Annotated in this window: 28 protein-coding genes; 11 read left to right on the forward strand and 17 right to left on the reverse strand. The window is 71.2% G+C overall.

The window, feature by feature from the left end:
- Positions 1 to 137 precede the first annotated feature (137 nt).
- On the forward strand, positions 138 to 500 hold the full coding sequence (locus tag Q8Q71_RS04260) for a hypothetical protein (RefSeq protein ID WP_305758394.1): 363 nt from the start codon (positions 138 to 140) through the stop codon (positions 498 to 500).
- 4 nt (positions 501 to 504) lie between these two features.
- Here the strand turns inward: Q8Q71_RS04260 and Q8Q71_RS04265 are convergent, their stop codons facing one another.
- The 6 genes from Q8Q71_RS04265 to Q8Q71_RS04290 all read right to left on the reverse strand — a co-directional run bounded on the left by Q8Q71_RS04265 (position 505) and on the right by Q8Q71_RS04290 (position 4,562).
- Positions 505 to 738, reverse strand: coding sequence for a hypothetical protein (locus Q8Q71_RS04265; protein ID WP_305758395.1), 234 nt, complete (start codon positions 736 to 738; stop codon positions 505 to 507).
- Between the two features lie 20 nt (positions 739 to 758).
- Positions 759 to 1,697 (reverse strand): DUF4350 domain-containing protein, encoded by a 939-nt coding sequence (locus Q8Q71_RS04270; RefSeq protein ID WP_305758396.1) that lies wholly within the window; start codon positions 1,695 to 1,697, stop codon positions 759 to 761.
- Positions 1,698 to 1,739: 42 nt separating this feature from the next.
- Positions 1,740 to 2,573, reverse strand: a complete 834-nt coding sequence (gene fghA, locus Q8Q71_RS04275) for an S-formylglutathione hydrolase (RefSeq protein ID WP_305758397.1) — start codon at positions 2,571 to 2,573, stop codon at positions 1,740 to 1,742.
- Between the two features lie 48 nt (positions 2,574 to 2,621).
- A complete protein-coding gene (locus Q8Q71_RS04280; RefSeq protein ID WP_305758398.1) occupies positions 2,622 to 3,005 on the reverse strand; it encodes a VOC family protein in 384 nt (127 codons plus the stop codon).
- Positions 3,006 to 3,070: 65 nt separating this feature from the next.
- Positions 3,071 to 3,439 (reverse strand): glyoxalase/bleomycin resistance/extradiol dioxygenase family protein, encoded by a 369-nt coding sequence (locus Q8Q71_RS04285; RefSeq protein ID WP_305758399.1) that lies wholly within the window; start codon positions 3,437 to 3,439, stop codon positions 3,071 to 3,073.
- A gap of 16 nt (positions 3,440 to 3,455) precedes the next feature.
- Positions 3,456 to 4,562, reverse strand: coding sequence for an S-(hydroxymethyl)glutathione dehydrogenase/class III alcohol dehydrogenase (locus tag Q8Q71_RS04290; RefSeq protein ID WP_305758400.1), 1,107 nt, complete (start codon positions 4,560 to 4,562; stop codon positions 3,456 to 3,458).
- 104 nt (positions 4,563 to 4,666) lie between these two features.
- Here Q8Q71_RS04290 and Q8Q71_RS04295 point away from each other — a divergent pair, with 104 nt between their 5' ends.
- Together Q8Q71_RS04295 and Q8Q71_RS04300 are read left to right on the forward strand one after the other, a co-directional pair.
- Positions 4,667 to 5,038 carry a hypothetical protein gene (locus Q8Q71_RS04295; protein WP_305758401.1) on the forward strand — a complete coding sequence of 124 codons (372 nt, stop codon included), beginning with the start codon at positions 4,667 to 4,669 and terminating at the stop codon, positions 5,036 to 5,038.
- Positions 5,038 to 5,751 (forward strand): NAD-dependent deacylase, encoded by a 714-nt coding sequence (locus Q8Q71_RS04300; RefSeq protein WP_305758402.1) that lies wholly within the window; start codon positions 5,038 to 5,040, stop codon positions 5,749 to 5,751. Before Q8Q71_RS04295 ends, Q8Q71_RS04300 begins: the two co-directional genes overlap by 1 nt.
- 56 nt (positions 5,752 to 5,807) lie before the next feature.
- Here Q8Q71_RS04300 and Q8Q71_RS04305 read toward each other — a convergent pair whose 3' ends face one another.
- Genes Q8Q71_RS04305 through Q8Q71_RS04320 form a run of 4 tightly spaced genes read right to left on the reverse strand, consistent with a single transcriptional unit; the run spans position 5,808 to position 9,672 of the window.
- Positions 5,808 to 6,581 carry an RNA methyltransferase gene (locus Q8Q71_RS04305; RefSeq protein WP_305758403.1) on the reverse strand — a complete coding sequence of 258 codons (774 nt, stop codon included), beginning with the start codon at positions 6,579 to 6,581 and terminating at the stop codon, positions 5,808 to 5,810.
- Entirely contained in the window at positions 6,581 to 8,035 is a 1,455-nt protein-coding gene (locus Q8Q71_RS04310; protein ID WP_305758404.1) for a sulfotransferase, read from the reverse strand. Before Q8Q71_RS04310 ends, Q8Q71_RS04305 begins: the two co-directional genes overlap by 1 nt.
- Positions 8,036 to 9,058, reverse strand: coding sequence for a S1/P1 Nuclease (locus tag Q8Q71_RS04315; RefSeq protein ID WP_305758405.1), 1,023 nt, complete (start codon positions 9,056 to 9,058; stop codon positions 8,036 to 8,038).
- Positions 9,059 to 9,087: 29 nt separating this feature from the next.
- On the reverse strand, positions 9,088 to 9,672 hold the full coding sequence (locus Q8Q71_RS04320; protein WP_305758406.1) for a glutathione S-transferase family protein: 585 nt from the start codon (positions 9,670 to 9,672) through the stop codon (positions 9,088 to 9,090).
- A 219-nt stretch (positions 9,673 to 9,891) separates the two neighbouring features.
- Between Q8Q71_RS04320 and Q8Q71_RS04325 the strand changes: the two genes are divergently transcribed.
- Positions 9,892 to 10,515 (forward strand): 3D domain-containing protein, encoded by a 624-nt coding sequence (locus tag Q8Q71_RS04325; RefSeq protein WP_305758407.1) that lies wholly within the window; start codon positions 9,892 to 9,894, stop codon positions 10,513 to 10,515.
- Positions 10,516 to 10,613: 98 nt separating this feature from the next.
- Entirely contained in the window at positions 10,614 to 11,309 is a 696-nt protein-coding gene (locus Q8Q71_RS04330; protein WP_305758408.1) for a hypothetical protein, read from the forward strand.
- Between the two features lie 6 nt (positions 11,310 to 11,315).
- On the opposite strand, the gene Q8Q71_RS04335 is transcribed toward Q8Q71_RS04330, so the two are convergent.
- Positions 11,316 to 11,639, reverse strand: coding sequence for an Mpo1-like protein (locus Q8Q71_RS04335; protein WP_305758409.1), 324 nt, complete (start codon positions 11,637 to 11,639; stop codon positions 11,316 to 11,318).
- 88 nt (positions 11,640 to 11,727) lie between these two features.
- Here Q8Q71_RS04335 and Q8Q71_RS04340 point away from each other — a divergent pair, with 88 nt between their 5' ends.
- Complete coding sequence (locus Q8Q71_RS04340; RefSeq protein ID WP_305758410.1) at positions 11,728 to 12,429, forward strand: YbhB/YbcL family Raf kinase inhibitor-like protein; 702 nt, start codon at positions 11,728 to 11,730, stop codon at positions 12,427 to 12,429.
- 15 nt (positions 12,430 to 12,444) lie between these two features.
- On the opposite strand, the gene Q8Q71_RS04345 is transcribed toward Q8Q71_RS04340, so the two are convergent.
- Positions 12,445 to 13,107 carry a winged helix-turn-helix transcriptional regulator gene (locus Q8Q71_RS04345; protein ID WP_305758411.1) on the reverse strand — a complete coding sequence of 221 codons (663 nt, stop codon included), beginning with the start codon at positions 13,105 to 13,107 and terminating at the stop codon, positions 12,445 to 12,447.
- A 169-nt stretch (positions 13,108 to 13,276) separates the two neighbouring features.
- On the opposite strand from Q8Q71_RS04345, the gene Q8Q71_RS04350 reads away from it, so the two are divergent.
- On the forward strand, positions 13,277 to 13,627 hold the full coding sequence (locus Q8Q71_RS04350; protein WP_305758412.1) for a DUF1428 domain-containing protein: 351 nt from the start codon (positions 13,277 to 13,279) through the stop codon (positions 13,625 to 13,627).
- A gap of 63 nt (positions 13,628 to 13,690) precedes the next feature.
- Here Q8Q71_RS04350 and Q8Q71_RS04355 read toward each other — a convergent pair whose 3' ends face one another.
- The 3 genes from Q8Q71_RS04355 to Q8Q71_RS04365 all read right to left on the reverse strand — a co-directional run bounded on the left by Q8Q71_RS04355 (position 13,691) and on the right by Q8Q71_RS04365 (position 16,460).
- A complete protein-coding gene (locus tag Q8Q71_RS04355) occupies positions 13,691 to 14,221 on the reverse strand; it encodes a hypothetical protein (protein WP_305758413.1) in 531 nt (176 codons plus the stop codon).
- A 149-nt stretch (positions 14,222 to 14,370) separates the two neighbouring features.
- Entirely contained in the window at positions 14,371 to 15,006 is a 636-nt protein-coding gene (locus Q8Q71_RS04360) for a hypothetical protein (RefSeq protein ID WP_305758414.1), read from the reverse strand.
- A gap of 92 nt (positions 15,007 to 15,098) precedes the next feature.
- Complete coding sequence (locus Q8Q71_RS04365; RefSeq protein ID WP_305758415.1) at positions 15,099 to 16,460, reverse strand: S8 family serine peptidase; 1,362 nt, start codon at positions 16,458 to 16,460, stop codon at positions 15,099 to 15,101.
- A 123-nt stretch (positions 16,461 to 16,583) separates the two neighbouring features.
- On the opposite strand from Q8Q71_RS04365, the gene Q8Q71_RS04370 reads away from it, so the two are divergent.
- From Q8Q71_RS04370 to Q8Q71_RS04385, 4 genes are all read left to right on the forward strand, one after another.
- Positions 16,584 to 17,063, forward strand: a complete 480-nt coding sequence (locus tag Q8Q71_RS04370; protein WP_305758416.1) for an RNA polymerase sigma factor — start codon at positions 16,584 to 16,586, stop codon at positions 17,061 to 17,063.
- Positions 17,060 to 17,788 (forward strand): hypothetical protein, encoded by a 729-nt coding sequence (locus Q8Q71_RS04375; protein ID WP_305758417.1) that lies wholly within the window; start codon positions 17,060 to 17,062, stop codon positions 17,786 to 17,788. The genes Q8Q71_RS04370 and Q8Q71_RS04375 overlap by 4 nt, the downstream gene beginning before the upstream one ends.
- A 49-nt stretch (positions 17,789 to 17,837) precedes the next feature.
- Positions 17,838 to 18,011, forward strand: coding sequence for a hypothetical protein (locus tag Q8Q71_RS04380; RefSeq protein ID WP_305758418.1), 174 nt, complete (start codon positions 17,838 to 17,840; stop codon positions 18,009 to 18,011).
- A 61-nt stretch (positions 18,012 to 18,072) separates the two neighbouring features.
- Positions 18,073 to 18,915: a glycoside hydrolase family 16 protein gene (locus Q8Q71_RS04385; protein ID WP_305758419.1), complete on the forward strand. Its 843-nt coding sequence runs from the start codon at positions 18,073 to 18,075 to the stop codon at positions 18,913 to 18,915.
- 24 nt (positions 18,916 to 18,939) lie between these two features.
- On the opposite strand, the gene Q8Q71_RS04390 is transcribed toward Q8Q71_RS04385, so the two are convergent.
- Entirely contained in the window at positions 18,940 to 19,353 is a 414-nt protein-coding gene (locus tag Q8Q71_RS04390; RefSeq protein ID WP_305758420.1) for a response regulator transcription factor, read from the reverse strand.
- Entirely contained in the window at positions 19,343 to 22,048 is a 2,706-nt protein-coding gene (locus Q8Q71_RS04395) for an ATP-binding protein (RefSeq protein ID WP_305758421.1), read from the reverse strand. The genes Q8Q71_RS04390 and Q8Q71_RS04395 overlap by 11 nt, the downstream gene beginning before the upstream one ends.
- Between the last annotated feature and the right edge of the window lie 18 nt (positions 22,049 to 22,066).

Below are 22,066 nucleotides of genomic sequence, written 5' to 3' on the forward strand. Positions count from 1 at the left end.
CTGTGGGAACGGGTCGGGATGTAGGCAGCCCCGGGTTCCGGCCCAAGGCGCGGGAAGGGAATTCGTCAGGTTCCGAACGGTTGCCGACCGCCCCCGCCCGGCGGACGGTGCGGCACGACCGGAACGGAGAAACGGGCATGGCCGCGAGGAAGAAGATCATCGCCATCCTGATGGCGAGCGCCGGCCTGGCCGGCTGCACCAGCGATCCGGCCTTCTGGGACGCGGTCGCCCAGGGACTCGACCAGGCGGCCTATGAGATCGCCTCCCAGCCGGTTTGCAGCTGGTACACGGACCGCTACGGCGTCGTGCGGCAGAGCTGCGCGCCGGCCTATGTCGCGAACGCCCCGACATACTACCCACCCGCGCCCCGCTATCGGGATCGCGACCGACATCGGGACCAGGATCGGGGCCGCCGGCGGGACCACGACGGGCGCCGCGACCACCATCGGGACGATAACGACCGCCGCGACGGGCGACGCGGTCCGAAGGGCGGCGGCTAACGCCTCAACCCTGCGGCAGATGCGCTTTCAGGCAGTCGCGCACGGCCCGGCGCAGGTCGCCCGTGGACGAGGCGAAATCCACCCCTTCGGCGTCGAACACCGCCCGCACCGCCGCGTCCAGACCGTTGGGCAACGCCTCCCGCACCCGCTTCTCGCCCTTGGGATGCAGGCAGAAGCCGACCTCCCGGCACAGGGCGGCGAACATGTCGGCGTGGGCGGCTTCGGAAGCGTCAGTCATGGCCATCCCTTAGCACGGCTTCAGGGCAGAAGACCCGTCAGCCAGTGCACGATATTCAGCCCGAACCGGGCGTTGCCCGGGGCGACGTTCATGCCGAACCGCAGGTCGGCGCGGCCGTCCGGAAACCGGACCCACTGGGCCGACAGCATGCCGGCCTCGCCCAGCACCACGACGCGGCCTTCGCCGTGGGTGAACGCCAGACCCTGCGCCCGGCCCGCCGCTGAATGGACAGCCGGGTTGTCTGACGTTCCGGTGCGGATGGCCTCGGCCACGGCGGTTGCGTCCTGCGGCGTTGCGGCCTCCCACGCCTTCGGGCCGAGGCGCATCAGCACCGCCGCCCCCTCCGGCGCGATCAGCGACTGGCCCGTGAAGGCCGTGACCGAGGCGACGGCTTCGTCGGCGCCGCGCCCGCGCGTGATGGCGTGATCGCCCAGCCGTTCGCCGGCGTAGACGAGCTGGCTAGTCACCCCGTTGGCGTTGTCCGCCGGCTCGAAAGTCCAGCCCTGGCCCATGCCGACGCCGAACCGCATCGCCAGATCGGCCGCGGCGACCCCGAAGGGCGCGTGGTCGGCAATGAGCAGCAGATTTCCCCCGCCCCGCACCCAGGCCTCGACCGCCTCGATCTCGCTCGCGCTGAAGGGCGAGCCGCCGTCGATCGGACCCGCATTGGCGATGACCAGCACGTCGACTCCGTCCAGCCCGCCGGCGTCGAAGGCCGCGGTCCCGCCGCGCACCTCCAGGCCGTCGGCCCTGAGCAAGGCGGCGAAAGGCGCGTAGCGCCCGTCGACGGTGTGGAAATTATTGTGCGCCCCGTCGATCATGACCACCGGGGCGTCGCCGACGTACGCCGGGCGGGCGACCTCCGGCCGGAAGTCCGGATCGGTCATCTGCTGCTGCGCCGTCGCCGGCGCGGCGAGGGCCAGGGCGATCAGGCCGAAGCCCAGGGCGGTCAGTCTCATCGGAACCCCTCCGGTTGCAGCGCCGATCCTGCCACGCCCGCCTCAGGCCTTCAGCCGTTTCGCGTGGAAGGCGAGGTGGTCGGCGATGAAACTGGCCATGAAGAAGTAGGAGTGGTCGTAGCCGGGCTGCATCCGCAGGGTGATCGTCTGCCCCGCCGCCTGTCCCGCCGCGACCAGCAGCCCGGGCTTCAGCTGCTCCGCGAGGAACGGATCAGCGTCGCCCTGGTCGATCAGAATGTCGTCGTAGCAGCCGCCGCCCACACCCTCCTCGATCAGCCGCGCCGCATCATGCGCGTCCCACGCCGCCCGGTCGTCGCCCAGATAGGCCGTGAACGCCCTCTCGCCCCATGGGCACCGCGTCGGCGAGGCGATCGGCGCGAAGGCCGACACCGACCGGAACAGGTGCGGATGCCTGAGCGCCAGGGTCAGCGCCCCGTGCCCGCCCATGGAATGGCCGCTGATCGACCGCGCCTTCGTCGTCGGGAATTCGGCGTCGATCAGCCCGATCAGCTCCTCGACGACATAACTCTCCATGCGGAAATGCGGCGTCCAGGGGGCCTCGGTCGCGTCGACATAGAAGCTCGCCCCCTGCCCCAGGTCCCAGGCCGGATCGTCCGCGACGCCCTCCCCGCGCGGCGAGGTGTCGGGCGCGACGACGATCACGCCATGCCCGGCGGCGGACGCATAGGCCCCCGCCTTGGTGGTGAAATTGTCCTCGGTGCAGGTCAGGCCCGACAGCCAGATCAGCACCGGAAACGGCCCCTCGCCCGGCGGAACGAAGACCGACAGGGTCATGGGCGCGCCGGTCACGGCGCTGTCGTGCTTCAGGTAGCGGAGCGTTCCGCCGTGGACGGCATGGGATTTGAGGGTTTCCATGCCCGACCCTCTAACCCCCTCCTTGTCATCCCGGAAGCCGCGCAGCGGCTATCCGGGACGATGCAGGGCGCAGACCTTGTTGCCGTCCGGGTCGCGCAGATAGGCCAGGTACAGTTTCCCGAACGGGCCGTTCCGCTCGCCGGGCGGATCCTCGATCGAGCGGCCGCCGGCCGCGGCGCCGGCGTCGTGGAAGGCGTGGACCATTTCCGGCGTCCTGGCCGCGAAGCCGATCGTGCCGCCATTGGCGTGGCAGGCCGCCTCGCCGTCGATAGGCTTGCCGACCGCGAAGGCGCCCATGCGCGTCCGCCACCAGTAGCGGCCCTTGGCGTCAGGCCCGCTGCCCGGCTCGTGTCCGAGCGCGCCCAGCGCGGCGTCATAGAATTTGCGCGACGCCTCGACGTCGTTCGCGCCGACGGTGATGTGAGTGAACATGGCGACCTCCCTGACCTGATCTAGTCCGTTTTTATAACGAACGGACAGGACAGCGCAAGCGGCGGTCAACCCTCGCCCGGATCATCCGGATCGGGGAAGAACAGCTGGTTGCCGTCGGGATCGTCCACGACCCAGGTGCGATAGCCCCACCACCCCTCGGTGCAGACGACGCCCCCGGCCGCCAGCGCGCGGGGCATCGCCTTCCAATCCACCGCCGTCAGCGAGATGAACAGCATTCCCATTCCGACCTTGTCCGGCCACTGGCTGGACAGGATGATCTCGCAGCCGGCCCGTTGCACCTGGGCGACGAACGCCTGTCCGTCCGCCTCGGCGAAACGCCACGCTTCCGAGAAGCCGAGTTTCCCGACGTAGAATTTCGAGGCGGCGTCGACATCCGCCACCAACAGCATCGGACGTGAGTACCAGTCGGCCATGTCGGCCTCCTTCCGATCAGAACACCACCACGCTGCGGATGCTCTCCCCCGCATGCATCAGGTCGAAGGCCTCATTGATCCGCTCCAGCGGCAGCGTATGCGTGATCATCGGATCGATCTCGATCTTGCCGTCCATGTACCAGTCGACGATCTTCGGCGTATCCGTCCGCCCCCGCGCCCCGCCGAAGGCCGAGCCGCGCCACACCCGGCCGGTGACCAGCTGGAACGGCCGCGTCGCGATCTCCTTGCCCGCCTCGGCCACGCCGATGACGATGCTCTCGCCCCAGCCGCGATGGCAGGCCTCCAGCGCCTGACGCATCACCGTGGTGTTGCCGGTGCAGTCAAAGGTGTAGTCGGCCCCGCCGCCGGTCAGCTCGACCAGATGGGCCACCACGTCCGGCACGCTCTTCGGATTGACGAAATGCGTCATCCCGAACCGCCGGCCCCACTCGTCCTTCGTATCGTTGATGTCCACGCCGACGATCATGTCGGCCCCCACCATCTTCAGCCCCTGGATGACGTTCAGCCCGATGCCGCCGAGCCCGAACACCACGCAGTTGGCCCCCGGCTCCACCTTCGCCGTATTGACCACCGCCCCGACCCCCGTGGTCACGCCGCAGCCGACATAGCAGGCGCTCGCGAACGGCGCGTCCCGGCGGATCTTCGCCACCGCGATCTCCGGCAGCACGGTGAAATTCGAGAAGGTCGAACAGCCCATATAATGGGCGATCGCCTGCCCCTTGTAGCTGAAGCGCGAGGTGCCGTCGGGCATGAGGCCCTTGCCCTGGGTCGCCCGGATGGCGGTGCACAGATTGGTCTTGCGGCTCAGGCAGCTTTTACATTGCCGGCACTCGGGCGTGTACAGCGGGATCACATGGTCCCCGACCGCGACCGAGGTCACCCCCGGCCCCACCTCGACCACCACCCCCGCGCCCTCATGGCCCAGGATCGAGGGGAAGATGCCCTCCGAGTCCAGCCCGTCCAGCGTATAGGCGTCGGTGTGACAGATGCCCGTCGCCTTGATCTCGATCAGCACCTCGCCCGCGCGCGGCCCCTCCAGATCGACCTCGACGATCTCCAGCGGACGTTTGGCCTCGAAGGCGACGGCGGCGCGGGTTTTCATAGGCAGGTCCTTTCGCGAGTCAGCCACGGTTCTAGCGATCCGCCCGTCGGGCCGAAACCGCCTTGACCATTGCCAGTCTGATCTGGATCGCTATCCGTTCTGCTATGGCGAAGGCGGCGAAGGCAAACTTCTATCTCCGTGTCCGACGTTGGGTCGATCACGACATCGCGCATCGATACAAGTCGCCGGTCCTGGGGCTCAGTTTCATTGCGGCGATGTTCGTCGGGTTCCTGTCCCGCAATCTTGAGCGACCGTCGTCCTGGATCGCCTGGTCGCTGGCCATGGCCGTCGTCCTTGCGTGGAACGCGTTCGTCCTCTGGCGCGCAATCCGGATTGTCCGGGCCGTCTCGATCAAGGGCGACCGGGACTACGATCAAAGGGTCAAATTCACCCTCGATATCGAACATCAGCGAAGCGAAAGCGTCAGCGCGGCGTCGCAACGCGAGCGCTCGCGGCGGCGGCGGTCGCGAGGCTGATGCGCGACCGCCGAAACCTCGTCATCCTCACCGGCGCCGGCGTCTCGGCCGAATCCGGCGTTCCCACCTTCCGCGCCGACGACGGCCTGTGGATGGGCCATCGGCTCGAGGACGTGGCCACGCCCGAGGCCTTCGCCCGCGACCCGGCCCTGGTGCAGGACTTCTACAACCGCCGCCGCCGCCAGCTGCCGACCGTGCATCCCAACGCCGCCCACCATGCCCTGGCCGACCTCGCCGCCCGCTGGGACGGCGACTTCCTGCTGGTCACCCAGAACGTCGACGACCTGCACGACCGCGTCCACGTCGCGACCCCGCCCGCCGCCGGTTTCGAGTTGATCCACATGCACGGCGAACTGCTGAAGGCCCATTGCACCCGCACGGGCCGGGTCTGCGACTGGCCCGGCGATCTGGCGACGCACGAGCCGTCGCCGCACCACCCTCAAGGCCGGCTGCGTCCGCACATCGTCTGGTTCGGCGAGATGCCGCTGCACATGGACCGCATCGAGGCGGCGCTGGCGGCCTGCGACCTGTTCGTCGCCATCGGCACCTCGGGCGCGGTCTGGCCGGCGGCGGGGTTCGTGGAACTGGCCCGGTCCGCCGGCGCCCGCACGGTCGAGATCAATCTGGAGCCGACCCCGGGTGGTCGCCGGTTCGACGAAGGCCTGTACGGCCCGGCGACGGAAACCGTGCCGGCCTTCTGCGCCACGCTCTGATTCCCACCCTTCAACCGTCACCCTCGGGCTTGATCCGAGGATGACGGCGAGAACACTCAGCCCTCCCCCGCCGCCTTCTTCGCCAGCCGCGCCAGCACCCGTCCCCGCCCTTTGGACAGGGCCGTGATCACCCCGCGGAAGGTGGCGACCTCCTGCGCCGTGAACCCCGCCCGCCCCAGCATCACCCGCAGGTTCTGACTCATGGAGCGGAATTTCTCCGGCGGATGGAAGAAGCCGGCGGCGTCCAGCTCCTTCTCCAGATGCTCGTACATGCCCAGCATCAGCGCCCCCGACGCCGGCGGCTCGCCCTCGCGGAAATTCGGCGGCGGCGCGTCCAGCAGCAGGGTGCGCCACTCATAGGCGTTGATCGCCACCGCCTGGGCCAGGTTCAGGCTCTGGTGGCGCGGGTCGATGGGAATGGTGACGATGCCCTGGCACAGGGCGATATCCGAAGTCTCCAGCCCGGCCCGCTCGCCCCCGAACAACAGGCCGACCCCGAGCCCCGACGCCCGGTCGTCGTACAGCACCCGCGCCGCCTCACGCGGCGTTCGCACCGGCTGGCGCGTTTCGCGCGGCCGGGCCGTCGTCGCGAAGACGGTGTTCAGGTCGGCGACCGCCTCGGCCACGCTGTCGAACACCCGGATCCCCTCCAGCACCCAGTCGGCGCCCGAGGCCGTGGCCCAGGCCCGCTCCTGCGGCCAGCCGTCGCGCGGCGCGACCAGCCGCAGTTCCGCCAGCCCGAAATTGGCCATCACCCGCGCCACCGCGCCGATGTTCTCGGCCATCTGGGACTTGTCGAGGATGATGACGGGTGAAACGGGCTCGGACATCAGCCCTGACTATCCGTTCCCAGCGCGGCCCGCACCCCGTCCAGATGCGTCTCGTAGTTCCGCCACCGCCCCGACGAGCGCTGGTACAGCGGCTCGCGCACCTGCCAGACGCTGGCCGTCCGCACCGGCGCCGCGGTCTTGTGGAAGTCCAGCACCCCCTCCTCCCAGTCCAGCCCGCAATAGGCCAGCAGCCGCTCCACCGCCGGCCGTGGCTCGACCACCAGGGCGTCGTAGTCCAGGTCCAGGATGTCCGGATACAGCGCCTTCCAGTGACGCATCAGCCGCTCGTACTGGCCGTGCCAGTGCGCCAGGTCCTCGAGGTCCAGCGCATGGGCCATCGACCGGTCCAGGTGCAGGAACCAGTTGGACAGGATCACGTCCAGCGGCTCGCGCACCGTGTGGACGATGCGGGCGGCCGGGAACATCGCCTTGATCAGGCCGATGTGCAGGAAGTTGTCCGGCCGTTTGTCGGTGACGGCGTCGGCGCCGGGCCGGGCGACCTTAAGCCCGTCGAGATACAGCCCCCTCAACCGCGCCAGCGCCTCCGGTCCGGCGTCCCTCAGCGCCTGCGGATAGCCGGCGATCGCCCGCGCCAGTCCGGGGACCAGCCCCAGCTCCCCGCCGCCCGTGACCCGGCTGTGCCCCGTCAGGATCTGCTCGACCAGGGTCGAGCCGGACCGGAACAGGCCGCAGATGAAGATCGGCCCCCCGTCCGCCCCCGCGACCGGCGTCGCCGGCTCGGGAAAGGCCGCGATCAGGCTGTCGACGAACCGCTCATGCCCCGCCCGGTCGTACGGCGGGCCCTCCGGGTCGGCTGCGCGGCTGGCGGCGTTCGCGGCGGCGTAGGCGGCGAAGGCCTCGTCATACGCCCCGACCTGGTCCAGCGCCCGGCCGAGGGCGAAAGCGAGCTCCGCCCGGTCCTCGGGATGCAGGCCGGCCTGGTCCAGCGCCGTCCGCAAGCCCAGGATCACCGGATCGTCCGGTCCCGTGGGCCGGGCCAGTCCCGCCGCCCGCGCCAGCGCCACCGGATGCCCCGGCGCCACGGCCAGCGCCCGGGCGTAGGCTTCCGCCGCCGCCTCGCGCCGCCCCATGTCCTCATGCAGATTGCCCAGGTTCAGCAGCGCCGGCAGCCAGTCGGGCGCCGCCGCCAGCGCCGCCTCCAGATCGGCCAGCGCCAGGTCGGGCCGTCCCAGGTCGTCGGCGTGGATAACGCCCCGATTCAGCCAGGCCTCCTCCGGCCCCGAAACCCCGCGCCGCAGGGCCTCGGCATAGGCCGCCAGCGCCGCCTCGAACCGTCCGGACTGGCGCTCCATCAGGGCCAGGTTGAACCAGCTGTCGGGCAGGTCGGGCCGCAGGGCCAGCAGCTGCCGATAGGCCGTCGCCGCCTCGGTCGCCCGCCCCGCCGCGCGCAGGCGCGAGGCGACCGCCATCAGGGCTTCGGCGGGGTCGGCCAATCAGTCCTCGCCGTACATGGCCAGCCACGGGTCGGCGGTCCCGGCCTCGACCTCGGCTACCTTGACCGCCGGCCATCCGATCGAGTCGTCCGCCGCGTCGCGCCAGGCCAGCACGAACAGGTCGCGCAGCTCCGACGCCCCCGCCGCCAGCCGCGCCGTCACGAAGGCCCCGCCGCGCGCGTCGCCCTCGCCGAACCCGCCGGCCTTCTCCAGGGCATAGAAGGGCGTCACCTGGGCCAGGGTGGTCTTCAGATAGGCCGGCACGCGGGCGCGCAGATCGAAGCCGTCCAGCGCCGGCGCGGCCATCGCCGCCTCCACCGCGTCCAGCCGCGCGACCCGTGCCGTGAACGCCCCCTCGAAGGCGCCGTGGGTCTGGCGCGAGGTGGTGTAGCCCTCGGGGTTGGGGACGTCCCGCGACCAGCCGTTGTAGTGGATGGTGGTGTGGTGCGGCTGCGACCCGTCGCCGACATAGTGGCCCAGATAGCCCATGTCGCGCAGGATCAGGGCCTCGCGGCGCAGCCGGTCCTCGCGGTACCACGCCCGCCTGCCCGGATCGGTCTCGCGCGCCTCGGCGGCGTTCAGCACCCGCCAGGTGGCGAAGTCGCGCACCAGCTGCTGATAGCCGTCCATGATGGCGTAGGGCAGGTAGCCGGCGTCGTCGACCTCGATCCCCGCCGCCGCCAGCGCCGCGTCATATTCGGACTTCAGCCGCGGCAGGGCGTCGATCGAAAGGCCCTGTTCGTTCATGACCCGGCCGTCCTCGATCAGGTCGACGAAATGGGCCGTGTCGCGTTCGCGGTCGTGCGGCTGGCCGCCGCCCTTGGTGCGGTCCGGCTCGCGCGCCAGCTCCCCGACCTCGGCCGCCGCGCCCGGCGTGCGCAGGAAGGCCGGCAGCTCGTCCGGCAGGCCGCGCACCGCCGCCACCCCGATCAGCCGGTGGCCGGTATTGCCCCAGGCGTCGGCCTGCAGCGCCACGCCGCCGGCGGCGACGAGGACGAGGGCGGCGAGGACGAGACGCTTCATGGCGGGCTCCGGCGAATGACCGGATCGCTCTAGCGTATCCCGAACGCGTCCTCCACCCGCCCGATCCAGGCGACGACAGCGGGATAGGCGCCGAGGTCGAAATCCCCCTCGGGCGCGACACGCGTATAGGCGACCAGGGCCAGGTCGGCCAGGGTGGGACCGTCTCCCACCAGCCAGTCCGTGTCCGCCAGCGCCGCCTCCATCCGGGCCAGGGCGGCATGGCCGCGCTCCATCAGCCGCGGCTCGATCTCGTCCGCGCGCTTGCCGCCCAGCAGCCTCTGGAACCGGACCACGGCGATATAGGGTTCGTGGCTGTACTGTTCCCAGAACAGCCATTCGTACATCCGGGCGCGGTCGTAGGGATCGGCGGGGATGAACGGCGTGCCTTCGCCGAAATAGCCGATGATGGCGTTGGACTGGGCCAGCACCCGGCCATCCTCCAGCACCACCGTCGGCGTCTGTCCCGCGGGATTCAGGGCCAGGAATTCCGGACTGCGCGTCACGCCCGACACGACGTCGGTTTCGATCCACCGATAATCACGCCCCAGCCTGTCGAGCAACCACTTGACCTTCAAACAGTTTCCCGAACGAATATATCCGTAGACAGTAAGCATCGCGCCCCAGCAAAGTGATGTTGATCTGCGAATACTGCTTACAGGTTTCGCGCCGTTGGCCAAACGAGATTCGGCGTGACCGTGACAAGGTCCACTTATCCACCGAAGAGCCGGACGCGATGTCGCAGCGCAGCACGAATGTCGGGTTTCCGCCACATTTGGCGGCGACAAGCCCGCCGTCGGACGCGTACGGGGCCGGCGTTTCCGTGAGTCCGCCTCATGCTCGGCAAAGCCGCTGCGTTCGCCATTGTTATGGCGATGGCCCTTCCCGCCCAGGTCCAGGCGACCGGCGATCCGATGTCCTACCAGGCCGCGACGAGCGCGGGCTGGGGCGTCGAATCAACCGTCCCCCCCGCGGAAGGTTCCACAGACAGCGGCGTCGCCGAGCCCGTGCTCAACACCGACCAGCAGACCCTGATGCAGCGCGACGCCGACTGGAGCGCACGGGCCAACCTCTACCATGCGGGCGGCGGCGGAGCGACGGGTAACGACAGCCTCGGCTGCCGGCCGATCGCCATGCGCACGGTCGCGACCGATCCCCGCTACATCCCCCGCCGCACCCGCCTGTTCATCCGCGAGACGGTCGGCATGCGGATGCCCGACGGCACGGTCCACGACGGCTACTGGTACGCCTCCGACACCGGCGGCGCGATCAAGGGCCAGAAGATCGACCTCTACACCGGCCACGGCCGCGGCTCGATGTCCCCGGCCATGCGCTTTAACCAGCGCCGTCTGACCATCGTCGACGCCGGCCGCTTCGAGGGCTGCCCCCCGTCCTGGGACAACCTGCCCAGCCAGACCACGCTGATGGCCTCGGCCGGAACCAACGCCGGTTCGAACTAGGTCTCCGCACGGGCCTCCGTGCGTCCGCCGCGCGCCCGCGAATTGCCGTTCTGTGAAATGATATTATGGTCGCGGCCTTCACCTTGGGGGAGGCGATCATGAGGACGCTCGCGACGACGTCACTGGCCCTGTGCTGCCTGGTTCTGACCGCCGGCGAAACGACGGCCCGGTCCCCGCAGACGGCCCCCATGACCGAACGGACCGAGCGGTTGGGCCTTGAGGGCAGGCGTGGCCCCAGCCTGTTCCGGCCCGGTTTCGGCATCGGCGAATACAGCGGGTCGGCGACCTCGCGCGGGTCCAGCACCCGCCTGCCGTGGCAGTCGCGCGACATGGCCCGAACGGAGTTCAGCGTCAGTTCCCCCGCCATGGGCGAGGTGACCGGCGACTGCGGCGGCGGTCAGAGCCACACCCGGATCCTGTGGATCACCTTCGACCGCGAAACCCTCAGCTATGACTGCGTCTATGGCGGCGCGGCTCCGGCCAACGCCCGCCTCAGCCTCGCCCTCTCGCGCGGCAGCCTTCTCGCCCGGCTGCAACAGCCGCAGCGCGCCGGCGAACTGACCTGGGGCGACATCACCCTCAAAGCCGAGACGAAGCGGATCGGCGGCCTGCCCTTCGGCGGCGGCGCGGTGCTGGGTTATGTCTTCACCCGCGACGGAGTCGAGATCGGAGGCGTTCAGCTGAACGGCCTGCGGCCGACCTTCTTCCTGCCGCCGCAAGGCTCCCCGGACCGCGACGCCGCGGCCGTCCTGGCGGTCAGCCTGTTCACCTTCCAGGACCCGGCGAACCGCTGACGCCGTTCAGAATTTCCGCCGGCCGGTGACGGTCTCGAAGAACATCCGCCAGTCGCCCATCAGGCTCCACAGCGGATATTTGAACGTCGCCGGCCGGTTCTTCTCGAAGAAGAAATGCCCGACCCAGGCGAAGCCGTAGCCGACCAGCGGCATGGCCAGCAGCCACCATGGGTTCAGCGTCACGACCGCCGTCGCGAGCACGACCAGCACCAGCGCCGATCCCACCACATGGATCCGCCGGCACGTCCGGTTGGAGTGCTCGTGGATATAGTAGGGATAGAACTGGCTGAACGAGGCGTAGCGTTCGCCGGGCACGGGCGGGCTGGTCATGGGTTCAGCATGCGCCGGGACGCAGCCGTCGGGCAAGGCGCCGAACCATCCGCGTGCGAGGCCGTTCTCCTGTCACAGGAGATCCTTCATGACCCGGCGCCAGCACCCCGACCATTCCGGACAGGCTATCACCTTCCAGAAAATCGAGCCGTATCAGGGTGGGGCCCTGACCCTCACGTCCGACGCCGTCGACAGCGACGGCTGGCTGTCGGCCGAACACAGCCAGGCCGGAGACGAAACCTCCCCGCCCCTGTCGTGGAGCGGCCCGCCCGGCATCGTCAGCTATGCGCTCGTGGTCGAGGATCCTGACGCGCCGCGCGAGACGCCGACGGTCCACTGGCTGATGTGGAACATCCCCGGGGCCCTCCACGCCCTGCCCGCCGGGATCGAGCCCGTCGCGGAGCCCGAAGGCGTCGGCGGGGCGGTCCAGGGCCTCAACAGCGGCGGACGGCCGGGCTGGCTGGGCATGGCGCCGCCGCCCGGCCACGGACCGCATCGCTATCATTTCCAGATCTTCGGCCTCGACCGTCGGCTGGACCTGTCGGCGGACACGCCCTTGGTCGAACTGGTCAATGTGCTGAAAGGCACGACGGTGGCCAAGGGCGAGCTCGTCGGCGCCTATGAGGTCCGCGATCCGGTCATGGATGCGCCCTCTCCCGCCCGGACCGGCAGCTATGGACGCCAGCCGCCGGAGGGTCAGGCTCCCCGGCCCGGCCGGGGCGGCCTGGATCGCGACGACGTCGACCGGCACGCGCCGCACGACCCCTCGGGAACCGTACGCCCGGGCTGAGACGGCGTTCGGCCTCTATCCCGCCTTGGCCGGCAGTTCGAAGAAGTCGGCGAAGCGCTCGAACACCGCGCGCCGGCCCTCGATCGCCAGCCCGTCGACCGGCCCGCCGCCATAGACCACGGCGGCGACCGCTTCCGGCGGCGAGGCGACGACGACGTCGGCGCCGTTCGTGTCCCCCCGTCGGGCCGTCAGCGCGCCGTCGGCCACCTCGACCACAAAGGTCTCCTCGCCGAACCGGAAGCCCAGCGTCATCCGCGCGTCCCCGGCCTTGCCCGCGTCGAACATGGTGCGGAACGACAGCATCATCGACACCGGACTCAACGGCAGGGTCGGGTCATGCCCGGGCGACCGCGCCGCCCAGCGGCCCAGTTCGCTGATGACCGGTTCGGCCTCGCGGCCCCAGTCGGTCAGGTCATAGACCTGCACCGACGCCGGCGGCGGCAGCCTGCGGCGCACGACGACTCCGGCGGCCTCCAGTCCCTCCAGCCGCTGCGTCAGCACATTGGCGCTCAGCCCCGGCAGACTGGCCCGCAGGTCCCCGAACCGTCGCGGCCCCAGCATCAGCTCGCGCACGATCAGTAGGGCCCACCGCTCGCCGATGAGCTCCAGTCCATGCGCGGTTCCACAGGCGTCGTCGTAACGCCGTCGGGACTCACTGGTTACTTTTTCTAACTTCATGCTTGCCATATCTAACCGAAAGCGGCATGAGTCTCAAGCCGACTGACGAAACCCCACCCCGGGCTCAAGCAGCGAGGGACCGCGTCCCGAGCGTTGGCCCACTCACAATGGGCTCAAGCAGCGAGCGACCGCGTCGCGAGCGATAGCCCCCAAGCGGAGTGTAAAAAACATGTCCTGGATCACCGGCTTCCTGCTTCCCGTTCCGGCCGCCAAGAAGGAGGCCTACCTCGAGTCCGCCCGCAAATCCTGGCCGCTGTTCCAGAAATACGGCGCCCTCGAACAGGTCGAGACCTGGGGCGAGGATGTCCCGCCCGGAAAGGTCACCGGCTTCGACCTGGCGGTGAAGCTCGAGCCCGAAGAGGTCGTGGTCTTCTCGTGGCTGCGCTGGCCCGACCGCGCCTCGGCCGACAAATGCTTTGCCGAGATGCAGTCCGACCCCGACTTCGCCGGCATGGACATGCCCTTCGACGGCAAGCGTATGATGTGGGGCGGCTTCGCCCCGATCTTCGAGGGCAGATAGGTTCCGTCAGATCGGCAAGGGCGGTTCTCCCCGACCGCCTTTTCCGCGCCGGCCCCGGCGGTCTCACGCCTCGACCGGCGGCTCCGGTCCCAGCAGCCGCCGGATCGCCGGCCAGATTTTGGCCACGGCCGACAGGAAGCCGACAACGGTCGACACCCACTGGAAGGCGGTCCACATCCAGCCGAACAGTTCGCCGTCTCCCAGCGCCTCGCCGATCGGGAACAGCACGCGCGATATGCCGATCTGGAAGGCGGCGTAGGCCTCCGAATATTCGATCGACCGGTCGGCGAAAAAGGCGATGGCCACCGCCGCCGACACCGGCGCCCACAACAGGGGCAGGGCCAGCAGGACCGCCAGCAGCAGCAGCGCCAGCTTGGTGCCGACCGTCTCATCCGACAGCAGGCTGGTCACCAGGCCGGCGGCCAGCCCCAGCGCCATGGCGCCCAGCAGCACCGGCAACACCAGGTCCGTCGCCGTCATCAGATCCATGAACCCGAGGCCGATCAGTATGGCCGCGCCGCCCAGCACGAAACCGCCGACCCACAGGGCGGCGTACTGGCCGAGGCGACGTTTGAGATGGGCGAGACGGATCATGGCGAAGTCCCCGCGGCTGGCGGGCGAAAGGATGCCGCGCCCCGGGAGGGAAGTCCATTGGCGGAACGACGGTCGGTCTGCCTCGCGGACAAAAAAGCCCCGCCGGCGCGAACCGGCGGGGCAGGTCTGACCTGGGTCCGGGGATGGACTCAGTCGTCGCGACGGGTTCCGGCCCCGGCGCTGGCGTTGGCGCCGGCCTGGACCGAGGCGCCGTTGCGGTTGGCCGAGGCGGAGCCGTTTGCGTCCGCGTTGGCGTTGGCGTTGGCCCGGCGCGAGCGGCGCGGACGGTCGGCGGTCTGGTCGCCCGAGCCCGATCCGGACGCCGAACCGGATCCGGCGACGCCGCCGCCGAGATCACCCGACAGGGCGCCCTGGCCGGCGCCGGCGGCGCCGTTGAGCGTTCCGTTCAGGGCTCCGGAAGCCGAGGCTTCCGCTCCCTGGGCGGCGCCATAGGCGGAGCGGGCCGTGCCGACGGCCCGGGCCTGGGCGCGCTCTTCCGCCTCGATCGCCCGCTGGCGGGCCTGTTCGGCGCGTCGCTCGGCGCGGGCGCGCAGACGTTCGGTCCGGGCGGTGGTTTCGGCCACCCGGTCGCGGACCATGGAGCCGTCGACCGAGCCGGTCAGGCTGCCCGTGGCCGAGCCGCCGATCTGGCCGCCCAGACCGCCGACCTGTCCGCCGAGGCCGCCGCCGAGGCCGCCGGCGCCGCCCAGCACCTGGGCGTTGGCGGCGCCCGCCAGGGCGAGGCCGAAGGTAGCGGTGGTGATCAGCATCAGGGTCTTGCGCATGAGGATGTCTCCTGGAGTTTCGCAGGGCGTCCGGCGCCCTCGATCCTTCCAACGATCCCCCGCCGCGGATTCATCCCGCCGGCGTCCGGTTTTTATCGGGTCAGCTGTCCCCGGGCCCCGACGGACCGCGGCTCGACGCGCCGGTCCGCCGCCACCAGGCCGCGGCCGTAGACCGGATCCGGGCCGCGCGCGCCGGCGTCGTCCGCCGCCCGCGCCACCGCCGCGATCGCCGCTTCGGCGTCGCCCCGGTCCGGGCGGTGCAGGCGGCGGGCCAGGAGGCCGGCCACCAGCGGCGAGGCGAAGGAGGACCCGCGCACGCTGACATAGCCCTGGCCCGGGCCCGCCGCGGCCATGTCGGCGCCCGGCGCGGCGAAATCGACCTGCGGGCCGCGTCCGGCCTCGGGCAGGACGCGGCCCCGGCCGTTGACGGCGGTCACCCCGACGACGTCGGGATAGGCGGCCGGATACAGGGGCGGCGCCGCGGGTCCGTCGTTGCCCACGGCGGCGACGATCAGCATGCCCCGCGCCGTGGCGCGCCGCACCGCCGCCTCGACCACGGCGTTGCGCGGCCCGACCAGGCTGACATTGACCACCGGCACCCGGTTCTCGGCCATCCAGGCCAGGGCCTGGACCAGGCCCGTGGACGATCCCCCGGCGCGCGCGCCGCCATAGACGTCGGCGGCGTAGAGCTCACCCCCGGGGGCCGCGCCCGAGAAGGCCCCCGAGCGGCCGATCATCAGCGAGGCCACGGCCGTGCCGTGCGGGGCCGCCCGGGCCTCTCCGGAAAATCCGCGCTGGATGATGCGCGCCCCGGCCACGGCGGGATGGCGGGCGTCGACCCCGGTGTCGATCAGCCCCATCCGCCCGCCCTCGCCCTGGGGCGCGACCGGGGGCGGGGATGAAGCGGGGGGCGGCGGCCCCGCGTCGTCCAGCGCCCCGGCCGGCGCGTGCACATGGTTGAATTCGTAGCCGCCGCCGGGATCGAGCTCGCGCAGCCGCTCGAGGGCCCGGGACAACGACAGGCCGCGCGGCGGAACCAGCACCGTCGCGCTCATGTCCAGCGCCGCCAGCCGCTCCTCGCGCGCCACCGTGAAGCCGGCCGCCAGGGCCAGGCGCCGCGCCTCGGGGGTCAGGTCGATGGCCACCACCTCGTTCCGCACCACGGGCCAGCCCCGGGGGTCGGCCTCCAGCGCCCCGCCCGAGCGCCGGATCAGGCCGCTGAGGCGGGAAGGCGCCTCGAGGCCCTGGGCCAGACCCTGGCGCGCCAGTCCTTCCACCGTCCCGGCGTCGGGCAGGCGCGAGGGCAGGTCTGGCAGGCCCGGCGTCTGCGGCAGGCGGCCGGGCAGCCCCCCGCCCGGCAGCCCGATCTGGGCCGCCGCCGGCCCGCTCGCCACGAACAGGGTCAGGGCCGCGACAAGCATCGACAGCAGCAGGCGCATCGGCGCGGACGGCATTTCCGTAAGGTCCTTCTTTTCAAAAACTTTCGCGTTGACGCTACAATGGATGAAACGCCGGGGCCGGGTCGTTCCATCCCTCATGACGAGGTTTTGTGCTTGGACGAGTTTCAGACGGGGCTGGTGGACCTTCTTCCGCGGCTGCGCCGCTTCGCGCGCGTCCTGGTCCGGTCCGACGCCGACGCCCATGACCTGGTGCAGGAAACCGTCGAACGCGCCCTCGTCAAGCGATCGAGCTTTCGCCCCGGCACGCGGCTGGACAGCTGGGCCTTCACCATCATGAGGCGGATCTTCATCGACCAGACCCGATCCAACGCCCGCTGGGCCCGGGTGGTTGCGCCCGCCGACGAGCGCACGCCCGACGTCGCCGACGCCGCCATGGCCGGCGAGGCCCTGCGCGCCGACGCCCTGGCCGTGCGCGACGCCATCCAGGCCCTGCCCGACGACCAGCGCCTCGCCGTGGCCCTGGTGCTGATCGACGGCCTGTCCTACGCCGAGGCCGCCCGGGTCCTGGGCGTCCCCGCCGGCACCCTGACCAGCCGGCTGGTGCGCGGCCGCCAGACCCTGGTCCAGACCCTGGCCGAACAGGGAGTGAGCGCATGACCGCCTACGACGACGAGACCCTGATGCGCCGCGTCGACGGCGAACTGTCCCCCGAGGCCGGCGCCGCCCTCGACGCCGCCGCCGCCGCCGACCCCGTCCTGGCCGGCCGGCTCGCGGCCCTGCGCAGCCTGCGCACCCTCGCCCGCGAGGCCGTCCCCGTCGCCCCCGATCCGCGCGACCAGGCCCTGGCCCGGCTGATCGCCGCAGCTCCGGCGAAACAGCCCCTCGGCCCCCGCCTCGCCGACGCCCTGCGTGACGCCTTCCAGCCCCGCCGCGCGCCCCTGTGGGCCGGCCTGGCCGCGGCCTGTTTCGTCGCCGGCCTGTCGCTCGGCTGGCTGGGCGGCGGACAGGCGGACGGCGGCTTCACGGTCGGCGATCACGGCGCCCTCGCCGAGCCCGGCCTGGTCCGCGTTCTCGACGCCCGCCTGACCGCCGACGGCCCCGACGCCGAGGGCCGCGCCGTCGGCCTGACCTTCCGCGACGCCGACGGCCGCTGGTGCCGCACCTTCCACGCCGGCCAGGCCCGCCTCGCCGGCCTGGCCTGCCGCGAGGGCGAGGGCTGGATCCTCCAGGCCCTGGCCCCCGCCGCCCCGCCCGCCGCCGGCCTGCGCGCCGCCGCCGCCGACATCCCCGCCCCCGTCCTGGCCGCCGTCGACGCCGTCATCGCCGGCCAGACCCTCGACGCCCCGGCCGAGGCCCGGGTCCGAGACGCCGGCTGGCGCTGAAAATCATCCGGCCGGGGATGAAACGGCGCAGCTCAATCGTTGACCGTGCATGGACGAAGACACCCTGCGCGCCCGCGCCGAACTCTGGCGCCGCCGCGCCGCCGAAACCCATGACCCGCGCGAACGGGCCTCGAACCAGGAGATCGCCGACCACTACGCGGCCGTCGCCGACCTCCTGGCCGCCCGCGCCCTGCGCCGCCCGCCCGGGGCCGAAGAGGCCTGACCCGCCCCCGCCCATCCGCTACAAGGGACGCCCGCGCCCGCCCGGCGCCCAGGAGCGTCCGATGCGTCCCGCCCCCCTCCTCGCCCCCCTCCTCGCCCTCCTGCTGACCTTCGCCGCCCCCGCCGCCCAGGCGCAAACGCCCTCGCCCCCCGCGCCCGAAACCCTCCGCCTCGTCTGGGCCGACGAGTTCGAGGCCGACGGCCCGCCCGACCCGGCCCGCTGGACCTTCGACACCCACGCCAATCCCACCGGCTGGTACAACAACGAGGCCCAGTACTATTCGGCCGCCCGCCCCGAGAACGCCCGCATCGAGAACGGCCTTCTGATCCTCGAGGCCCGGCGCGAAACCCTCGACCCCGCCCGCTTCCCCGACCACGGCGGCCAGAACTACACCTCGGCCCGCATGGTCAGCCGCGGCGCGGGCTGGACCTACGGCGTCTTCGAGGTCCGCGCCCGCATCCCCTGCGGCCGCGGGACCTGGCCGGCCATCTGGATGCTGCCGGTCGCGCTCGAATCCTGGCCCGGGGACGGCGAGATCGACATCATGGAGCACGTCGGCCACCGCCCCGGCGTGGTCCACGGCACGGTCCACACCGGCGCCTACAACCACGTGGCCAAGACCCAGCGCGGCGCCGAGATCGCCGTCCCCGACGCCTGCGACGCCTTCCACCGCTACCAGGTCCGCTGGACCCCCGAGGCCGTGGTCTTCGCCCTCGACGACGTCGACTACCACCGCTTCGACAACGAACACACGGGCAAGCCCGCCTGGCCCTTCGACCAGCCCTTCCAACTGATCCTCAACATCGCCGTCGGCGGCGACTGGGGCGGGGCGGAAGGCATCGACGACGCTGTGTTCCCGCAGCGGATGGAGGTGGACTGGGTGCGGGTGTGGCAGGTCGAGTGACGACCGGCGCGCCCCTGACGGCGGCTAGACGAGGACCGAATCGGCCTGACCGGGCCCGGGCAGGGGTCGACGAAGCAATCGGGCCACCCGCGCCAGAAGCTGGCCCTCGTTGAACGGCTTGGTCAGATAGTCCTTGGCGCCCAGGCCCACCGCCCGCCGCACATCGTCGCTGGCGTGCCGCGCCGTCAGGACAAGCACGGGGATCGGCTTGATCCCTTCGGTCGTCCGCAGCGCCTCCAGAACGCCGAAGCCGTCCATCTCGGGCATGTTGATGTCCAGCACCATGGCGTCCGGGCGCAGTTCGGAGACCCGTTTCATGGCCTCGACCCCGTTCTTCGCCGTGTGCACGTCATAGCCCGCCATTTCCAGCCGGGTGCGGATCAGGTCCCGAACGCCGAGGTCGTCCTCGGCCACGAGAATTCGGGTTTTAGGCGACATTCGCATGCTCGCTGGCTGGCTCTTCCTCGAACGCCGTGGCGCGGGCCACGGCGGCGATCAGCGCGCCGGGCTCGACCGGCTTTGCGACGACCTCCTGGAAACCCACGGCCCTCAGCCGTTCGTGAGCGTCCGTGTCGGCGTCCGCCGTGAAGGCGAGGATGGGGGTGGCGTCATTCGGCCCCGGGACGGCCCGGATCCGGCGCAACGCTTCCTCCCCGTCGAGGCGGGGCATGCGCAGATCCATGAGGATGACGTCGAACGGCCATTCCGACGCCAGCTGGACCGCCTCCTCGCCGTCGCCCGCCTCGGTGACCTCGGCGCCGACGCCCGCCAGGTACAGCCGCGCCAGCTCCCGGTTGGTCGGGTGGTCGTCGGCGACCAGGACGCGGACGCCCGTGACCATGGCCGGCTCGGCCATCCCGCCCTCCGGGCCGGCCTCGGCGAGGGTGGCGCGGGCCGCCGGGATGCTGAACCAGAACCGGCTCCCTTGCCCGACCCGGCTCTCGACGCCGATCTCGCCGCCCATCGCCTCGACCAGCCCCTTGCAGATCGCCAGGCCCAGGCCCGTGCCGCCCTGAACCCGGGTCAGGGTGCCGTCCACCTGCGAGAACCGCTTGAACAGCCGGTCCAGCTTGTCGGGCGGTATGCCGTCCCCGGTGTCGATGACCGCCACGGTCAGGACCGCGGCGGCCGGATCGTATCGCATCTGCAGGGTCACCCCGCCGGTCGTCGTGAACTTCACCGCATTGCTGACGAGGTTGAGAAGCACCTGGCGAACCCGGTCCGGGTCGACGGCGATGACCAGGTCTTCGCCCAGATCGTCGCCGTCCAGGGTGAGACCCAGATCCTTGGCCCCGGCCTGCGGCGTGAACAGGTCCAGCGTGGACCGTCCCAGCCTGGCGAGAGACACGGGTTCGACCTGGATACTCACCTGGCCGGCTTCCAGTTTCGAGAAATCCAGGATGTCGTTGACGGTGCAAAGCAGGGCGCGGCTGGCGTCGCCGACCCGCTCGACATAGGCGCGGGTCAGGTCGGTCAGATCGGCCTGCTCGGCCGCCAGCCGGGTGAAGCCGATGATGCTGGTCAGCGGCGTGCGCAGCTCGTGGCTCATATTGGCCAGGAACTCCCCCTTGACCGCCGCCGCAGCCTCGGCCTCCTCCTGCGCCAGCCTGAGCCGGGCTTCGAGGGTCTTCTGATCCGTCACGTCCACGATGGTGCCGATCACCGCGGTGATCTCGCCGGCCGGACCGCGCTCGACGCGGCTGTTGCCCTCCAGATACCGGACGTCGCCGTCGGAGCGCACGATCCGCGTGATCGAGTTTTCGTCGCTCTGCCCCGACAGCATCCCCTTCAGCCGCGCCGCGGCCTCCCCGGCGTCGTCGGGATGGGTCATCCCCATAAGCGCCTCCAGATCCAGCGGCATGTCGGGATCGACGCCGTAGATCCGGTACATCTGCGCCGACCATGTGACCTCGCGCGTCAGCGGGTCCAGCCGCCAGTTGCCCAGGCCGGCCACCGTCTCGGCGACCTCGGCCCGCCGGGCCAGTTCCTCGGCCCGGTCGCGCGCCTGGGCCATCTCCGCTTCGGCGCGCTTCAGGTCGGTGATGTCGACGCTGACCGAGACCGTCCCCCCGTCCCCGGTGCGGCGTTCCGTGATCCGCAGCCAGCGCCCGGCGGCGGTCTGCTGGGTCAGGCTCGGCGTATCGCCCCAGCGCGCGGCCTTGCGCTCGTCCAGCCACTCCGCCTCGCGCCCGATGGCGTCGGGATAGACCCCATGGACGACGCTGGTCTCCAACAGGTGCGAGAACGGCATGCCGGCATACGGATCGACCCCGCCCAGCCCGCAAAGGTCGGCGTACTGGGTGTTCCAGGCCACCAGCCGGTCCGAGGCGTCGTAGAAGGCCAGGCCTTCCGGCATGACGTCCAGCGCCTCGCGCAGGCGGCGCAGATTGCCGTTGCGGCTGGCGGTGTCGAACGCCACCCCGCCGATCGCCGTGATCAGGATCAGCCCCGTCACCGCCACCGAGATGGCGACCATCATCGGGTCCGACATCATCGAGGCGGGCACCGGTATGTCGAAGTCCGGCACGATCGTCACGGCTGTCATCCCGGTGAAATGCATGCCGACGATGCCGAGCGTCAGCAGCCCGGCCGCCGACGCCTGGCGCCGCCACCCCGAGCCGGGGTGGGAGACGTACAGGGCCGCGCCGGCGAACGCGGCGCCGATCAGCACCGAGGCCCAGACATAGGCCATGTCCCACTGCAGGACGCCGGTGGTCCGGTACCCGCTCATGCCCACATAGTGCATGAAGGTGATGCCCAGTCCGACCAGCACGCCGCCGCCGATCGCGGCGGCCGGGCGCCGCCCCTCCGCCACCGCCGCCGACCCCACGGCGAAGCCCAGGGTCGTGCTGAGCACGGCGACGCCCAGCGACCCCATGGTGGGCAGGGCCGCATAGCCGGTCGGCAGGCCGGTCTTGAACGCCAGCATGGCGACGAAATGGGTCGTCCAGATGCCCGAGCCGGCCACCAGGCCGGTCATGGCCAGCCACGCCCAGCGCCGCCACATCGGAAAGCCGGGCACCCTGGAATAGAGGAAGAAGGTCGCCACAGTGGCCACGGCGCACACCAGGGCGGCGACCAGCACCATCCGCCAGTCGTGCTCCGTGGCGATGCACAGAAATACATTGATCATCGCGGCCGCTCCGAGCGC

The organism is Brevundimonas sp., assembly GCF_030704825.1.
Lineage (GTDB): Bacteria > Pseudomonadota > Alphaproteobacteria > Caulobacterales > Caulobacteraceae > Brevundimonas.

Excerpts from the sequence above, each read along its gene's own strand:
- Q8Q71_RS04260 (WP_305758394.1), top strand. The coding sequence starts at position 138 with ATGGCCGCGAGGAAGAAGATCATCGCCATCCTGATGGCGAGCGCCGGC.
- Q8Q71_RS04265 (WP_305758395.1), bottom strand. The coding sequence starts at position 738 with ATGACTGACGCTTCCGAAGCCGCCCACGCCGACATGTTCGCCGCCCTG.
- Q8Q71_RS04270 (WP_305758396.1), bottom strand. The coding sequence starts at position 1,697 with ATGAGACTGACCGCCCTGGGCTTCGGCCTGATCGCCCTGGCCCTCGCC.
- fghA (WP_305758397.1), bottom strand. The coding sequence starts at position 2,573 with ATGGAAACCCTCAAATCCCATGCCGTCCACGGCGGAACGCTCCGCTAC.
- Q8Q71_RS04280 (WP_305758398.1), bottom strand. The coding sequence starts at position 3,005 with ATGTTCACTCACATCACCGTCGGCGCGAACGACGTCGAGGCGTCGCGC.
- Q8Q71_RS04285 (WP_305758399.1), bottom strand. The coding sequence starts at position 3,439 with ATGGCCGACTGGTACTCACGTCCGATGCTGTTGGTGGCGGATGTCGAC.
- Q8Q71_RS04290 (WP_305758400.1), bottom strand. The coding sequence starts at position 4,562 with ATGAAAACCCGCGCCGCCGTCGCCTTCGAGGCCAAACGTCCGCTGGAG.
- Q8Q71_RS04295 (WP_305758401.1), top strand. The coding sequence starts at position 4,667 with ATGGCGAAGGCGGCGAAGGCAAACTTCTATCTCCGTGTCCGACGTTGG.
- Q8Q71_RS04300 (WP_305758402.1), top strand. The coding sequence starts at position 5,038 with ATGCGCGACCGCCGAAACCTCGTCATCCTCACCGGCGCCGGCGTCTCG.
- Q8Q71_RS04305 (WP_305758403.1), bottom strand. The coding sequence starts at position 6,581 with ATGTCCGAGCCCGTTTCACCCGTCATCATCCTCGACAAGTCCCAGATG.
- Q8Q71_RS04315 (WP_305758405.1), bottom strand. The coding sequence starts at position 9,058 with ATGAAGCGTCTCGTCCTCGCCGCCCTCGTCCTCGTCGCCGCCGGCGGC.
- Q8Q71_RS04320 (WP_305758406.1), bottom strand. The coding sequence starts at position 9,672 with ATGCTTACTGTCTACGGATATATTCGTTCGGGAAACTGTTTGAAGGTC.
- Q8Q71_RS04325 (WP_305758407.1), top strand. The coding sequence starts at position 9,892 with ATGCTCGGCAAAGCCGCTGCGTTCGCCATTGTTATGGCGATGGCCCTT.
- Q8Q71_RS04330 (WP_305758408.1), top strand. The coding sequence starts at position 10,614 with ATGAGGACGCTCGCGACGACGTCACTGGCCCTGTGCTGCCTGGTTCTG.
- Q8Q71_RS04335 (WP_305758409.1), bottom strand. The coding sequence starts at position 11,639 with ATGACCAGCCCGCCCGTGCCCGGCGAACGCTACGCCTCGTTCAGCCAG.
- Q8Q71_RS04340 (WP_305758410.1), top strand. The coding sequence starts at position 11,728 with ATGACCCGGCGCCAGCACCCCGACCATTCCGGACAGGCTATCACCTTC.
- Q8Q71_RS04345 (WP_305758411.1), bottom strand. The coding sequence starts at position 13,107 with ATGAAGTTAGAAAAAGTAACCAGTGAGTCCCGACGGCGTTACGACGAC.
- Q8Q71_RS04350 (WP_305758412.1), top strand. The coding sequence starts at position 13,277 with ATGTCCTGGATCACCGGCTTCCTGCTTCCCGTTCCGGCCGCCAAGAAG.
- Q8Q71_RS04355 (WP_305758413.1), bottom strand. The coding sequence starts at position 14,221 with ATGATCCGTCTCGCCCATCTCAAACGTCGCCTCGGCCAGTACGCCGCC.
- Q8Q71_RS04360 (WP_305758414.1), bottom strand. The coding sequence starts at position 15,006 with ATGCGCAAGACCCTGATGCTGATCACCACCGCTACCTTCGGCCTCGCC.
- Q8Q71_RS04365 (WP_305758415.1), bottom strand. The coding sequence starts at position 16,460 with ATGCCGTCCGCGCCGATGCGCCTGCTGCTGTCGATGCTTGTCGCGGCC.
- Q8Q71_RS04375 (WP_305758417.1), top strand. The coding sequence starts at position 17,060 with ATGACCGCCTACGACGACGAGACCCTGATGCGCCGCGTCGACGGCGAA.
- Q8Q71_RS04380 (WP_305758418.1), top strand. The coding sequence starts at position 17,838 with ATGGACGAAGACACCCTGCGCGCCCGCGCCGAACTCTGGCGCCGCCGC.
- Q8Q71_RS04385 (WP_305758419.1), top strand. The coding sequence starts at position 18,073 with ATGCGTCCCGCCCCCCTCCTCGCCCCCCTCCTCGCCCTCCTGCTGACC.
- Q8Q71_RS04390 (WP_305758420.1), bottom strand. The coding sequence starts at position 19,353 with ATGTCGCCTAAAACCCGAATTCTCGTGGCCGAGGACGACCTCGGCGTT.
- Q8Q71_RS04395 (WP_305758421.1), bottom strand. The coding sequence starts at position 22,048 with ATGATCAATGTATTTCTGTGCATCGCCACGGAGCACGACTGGCGGATG.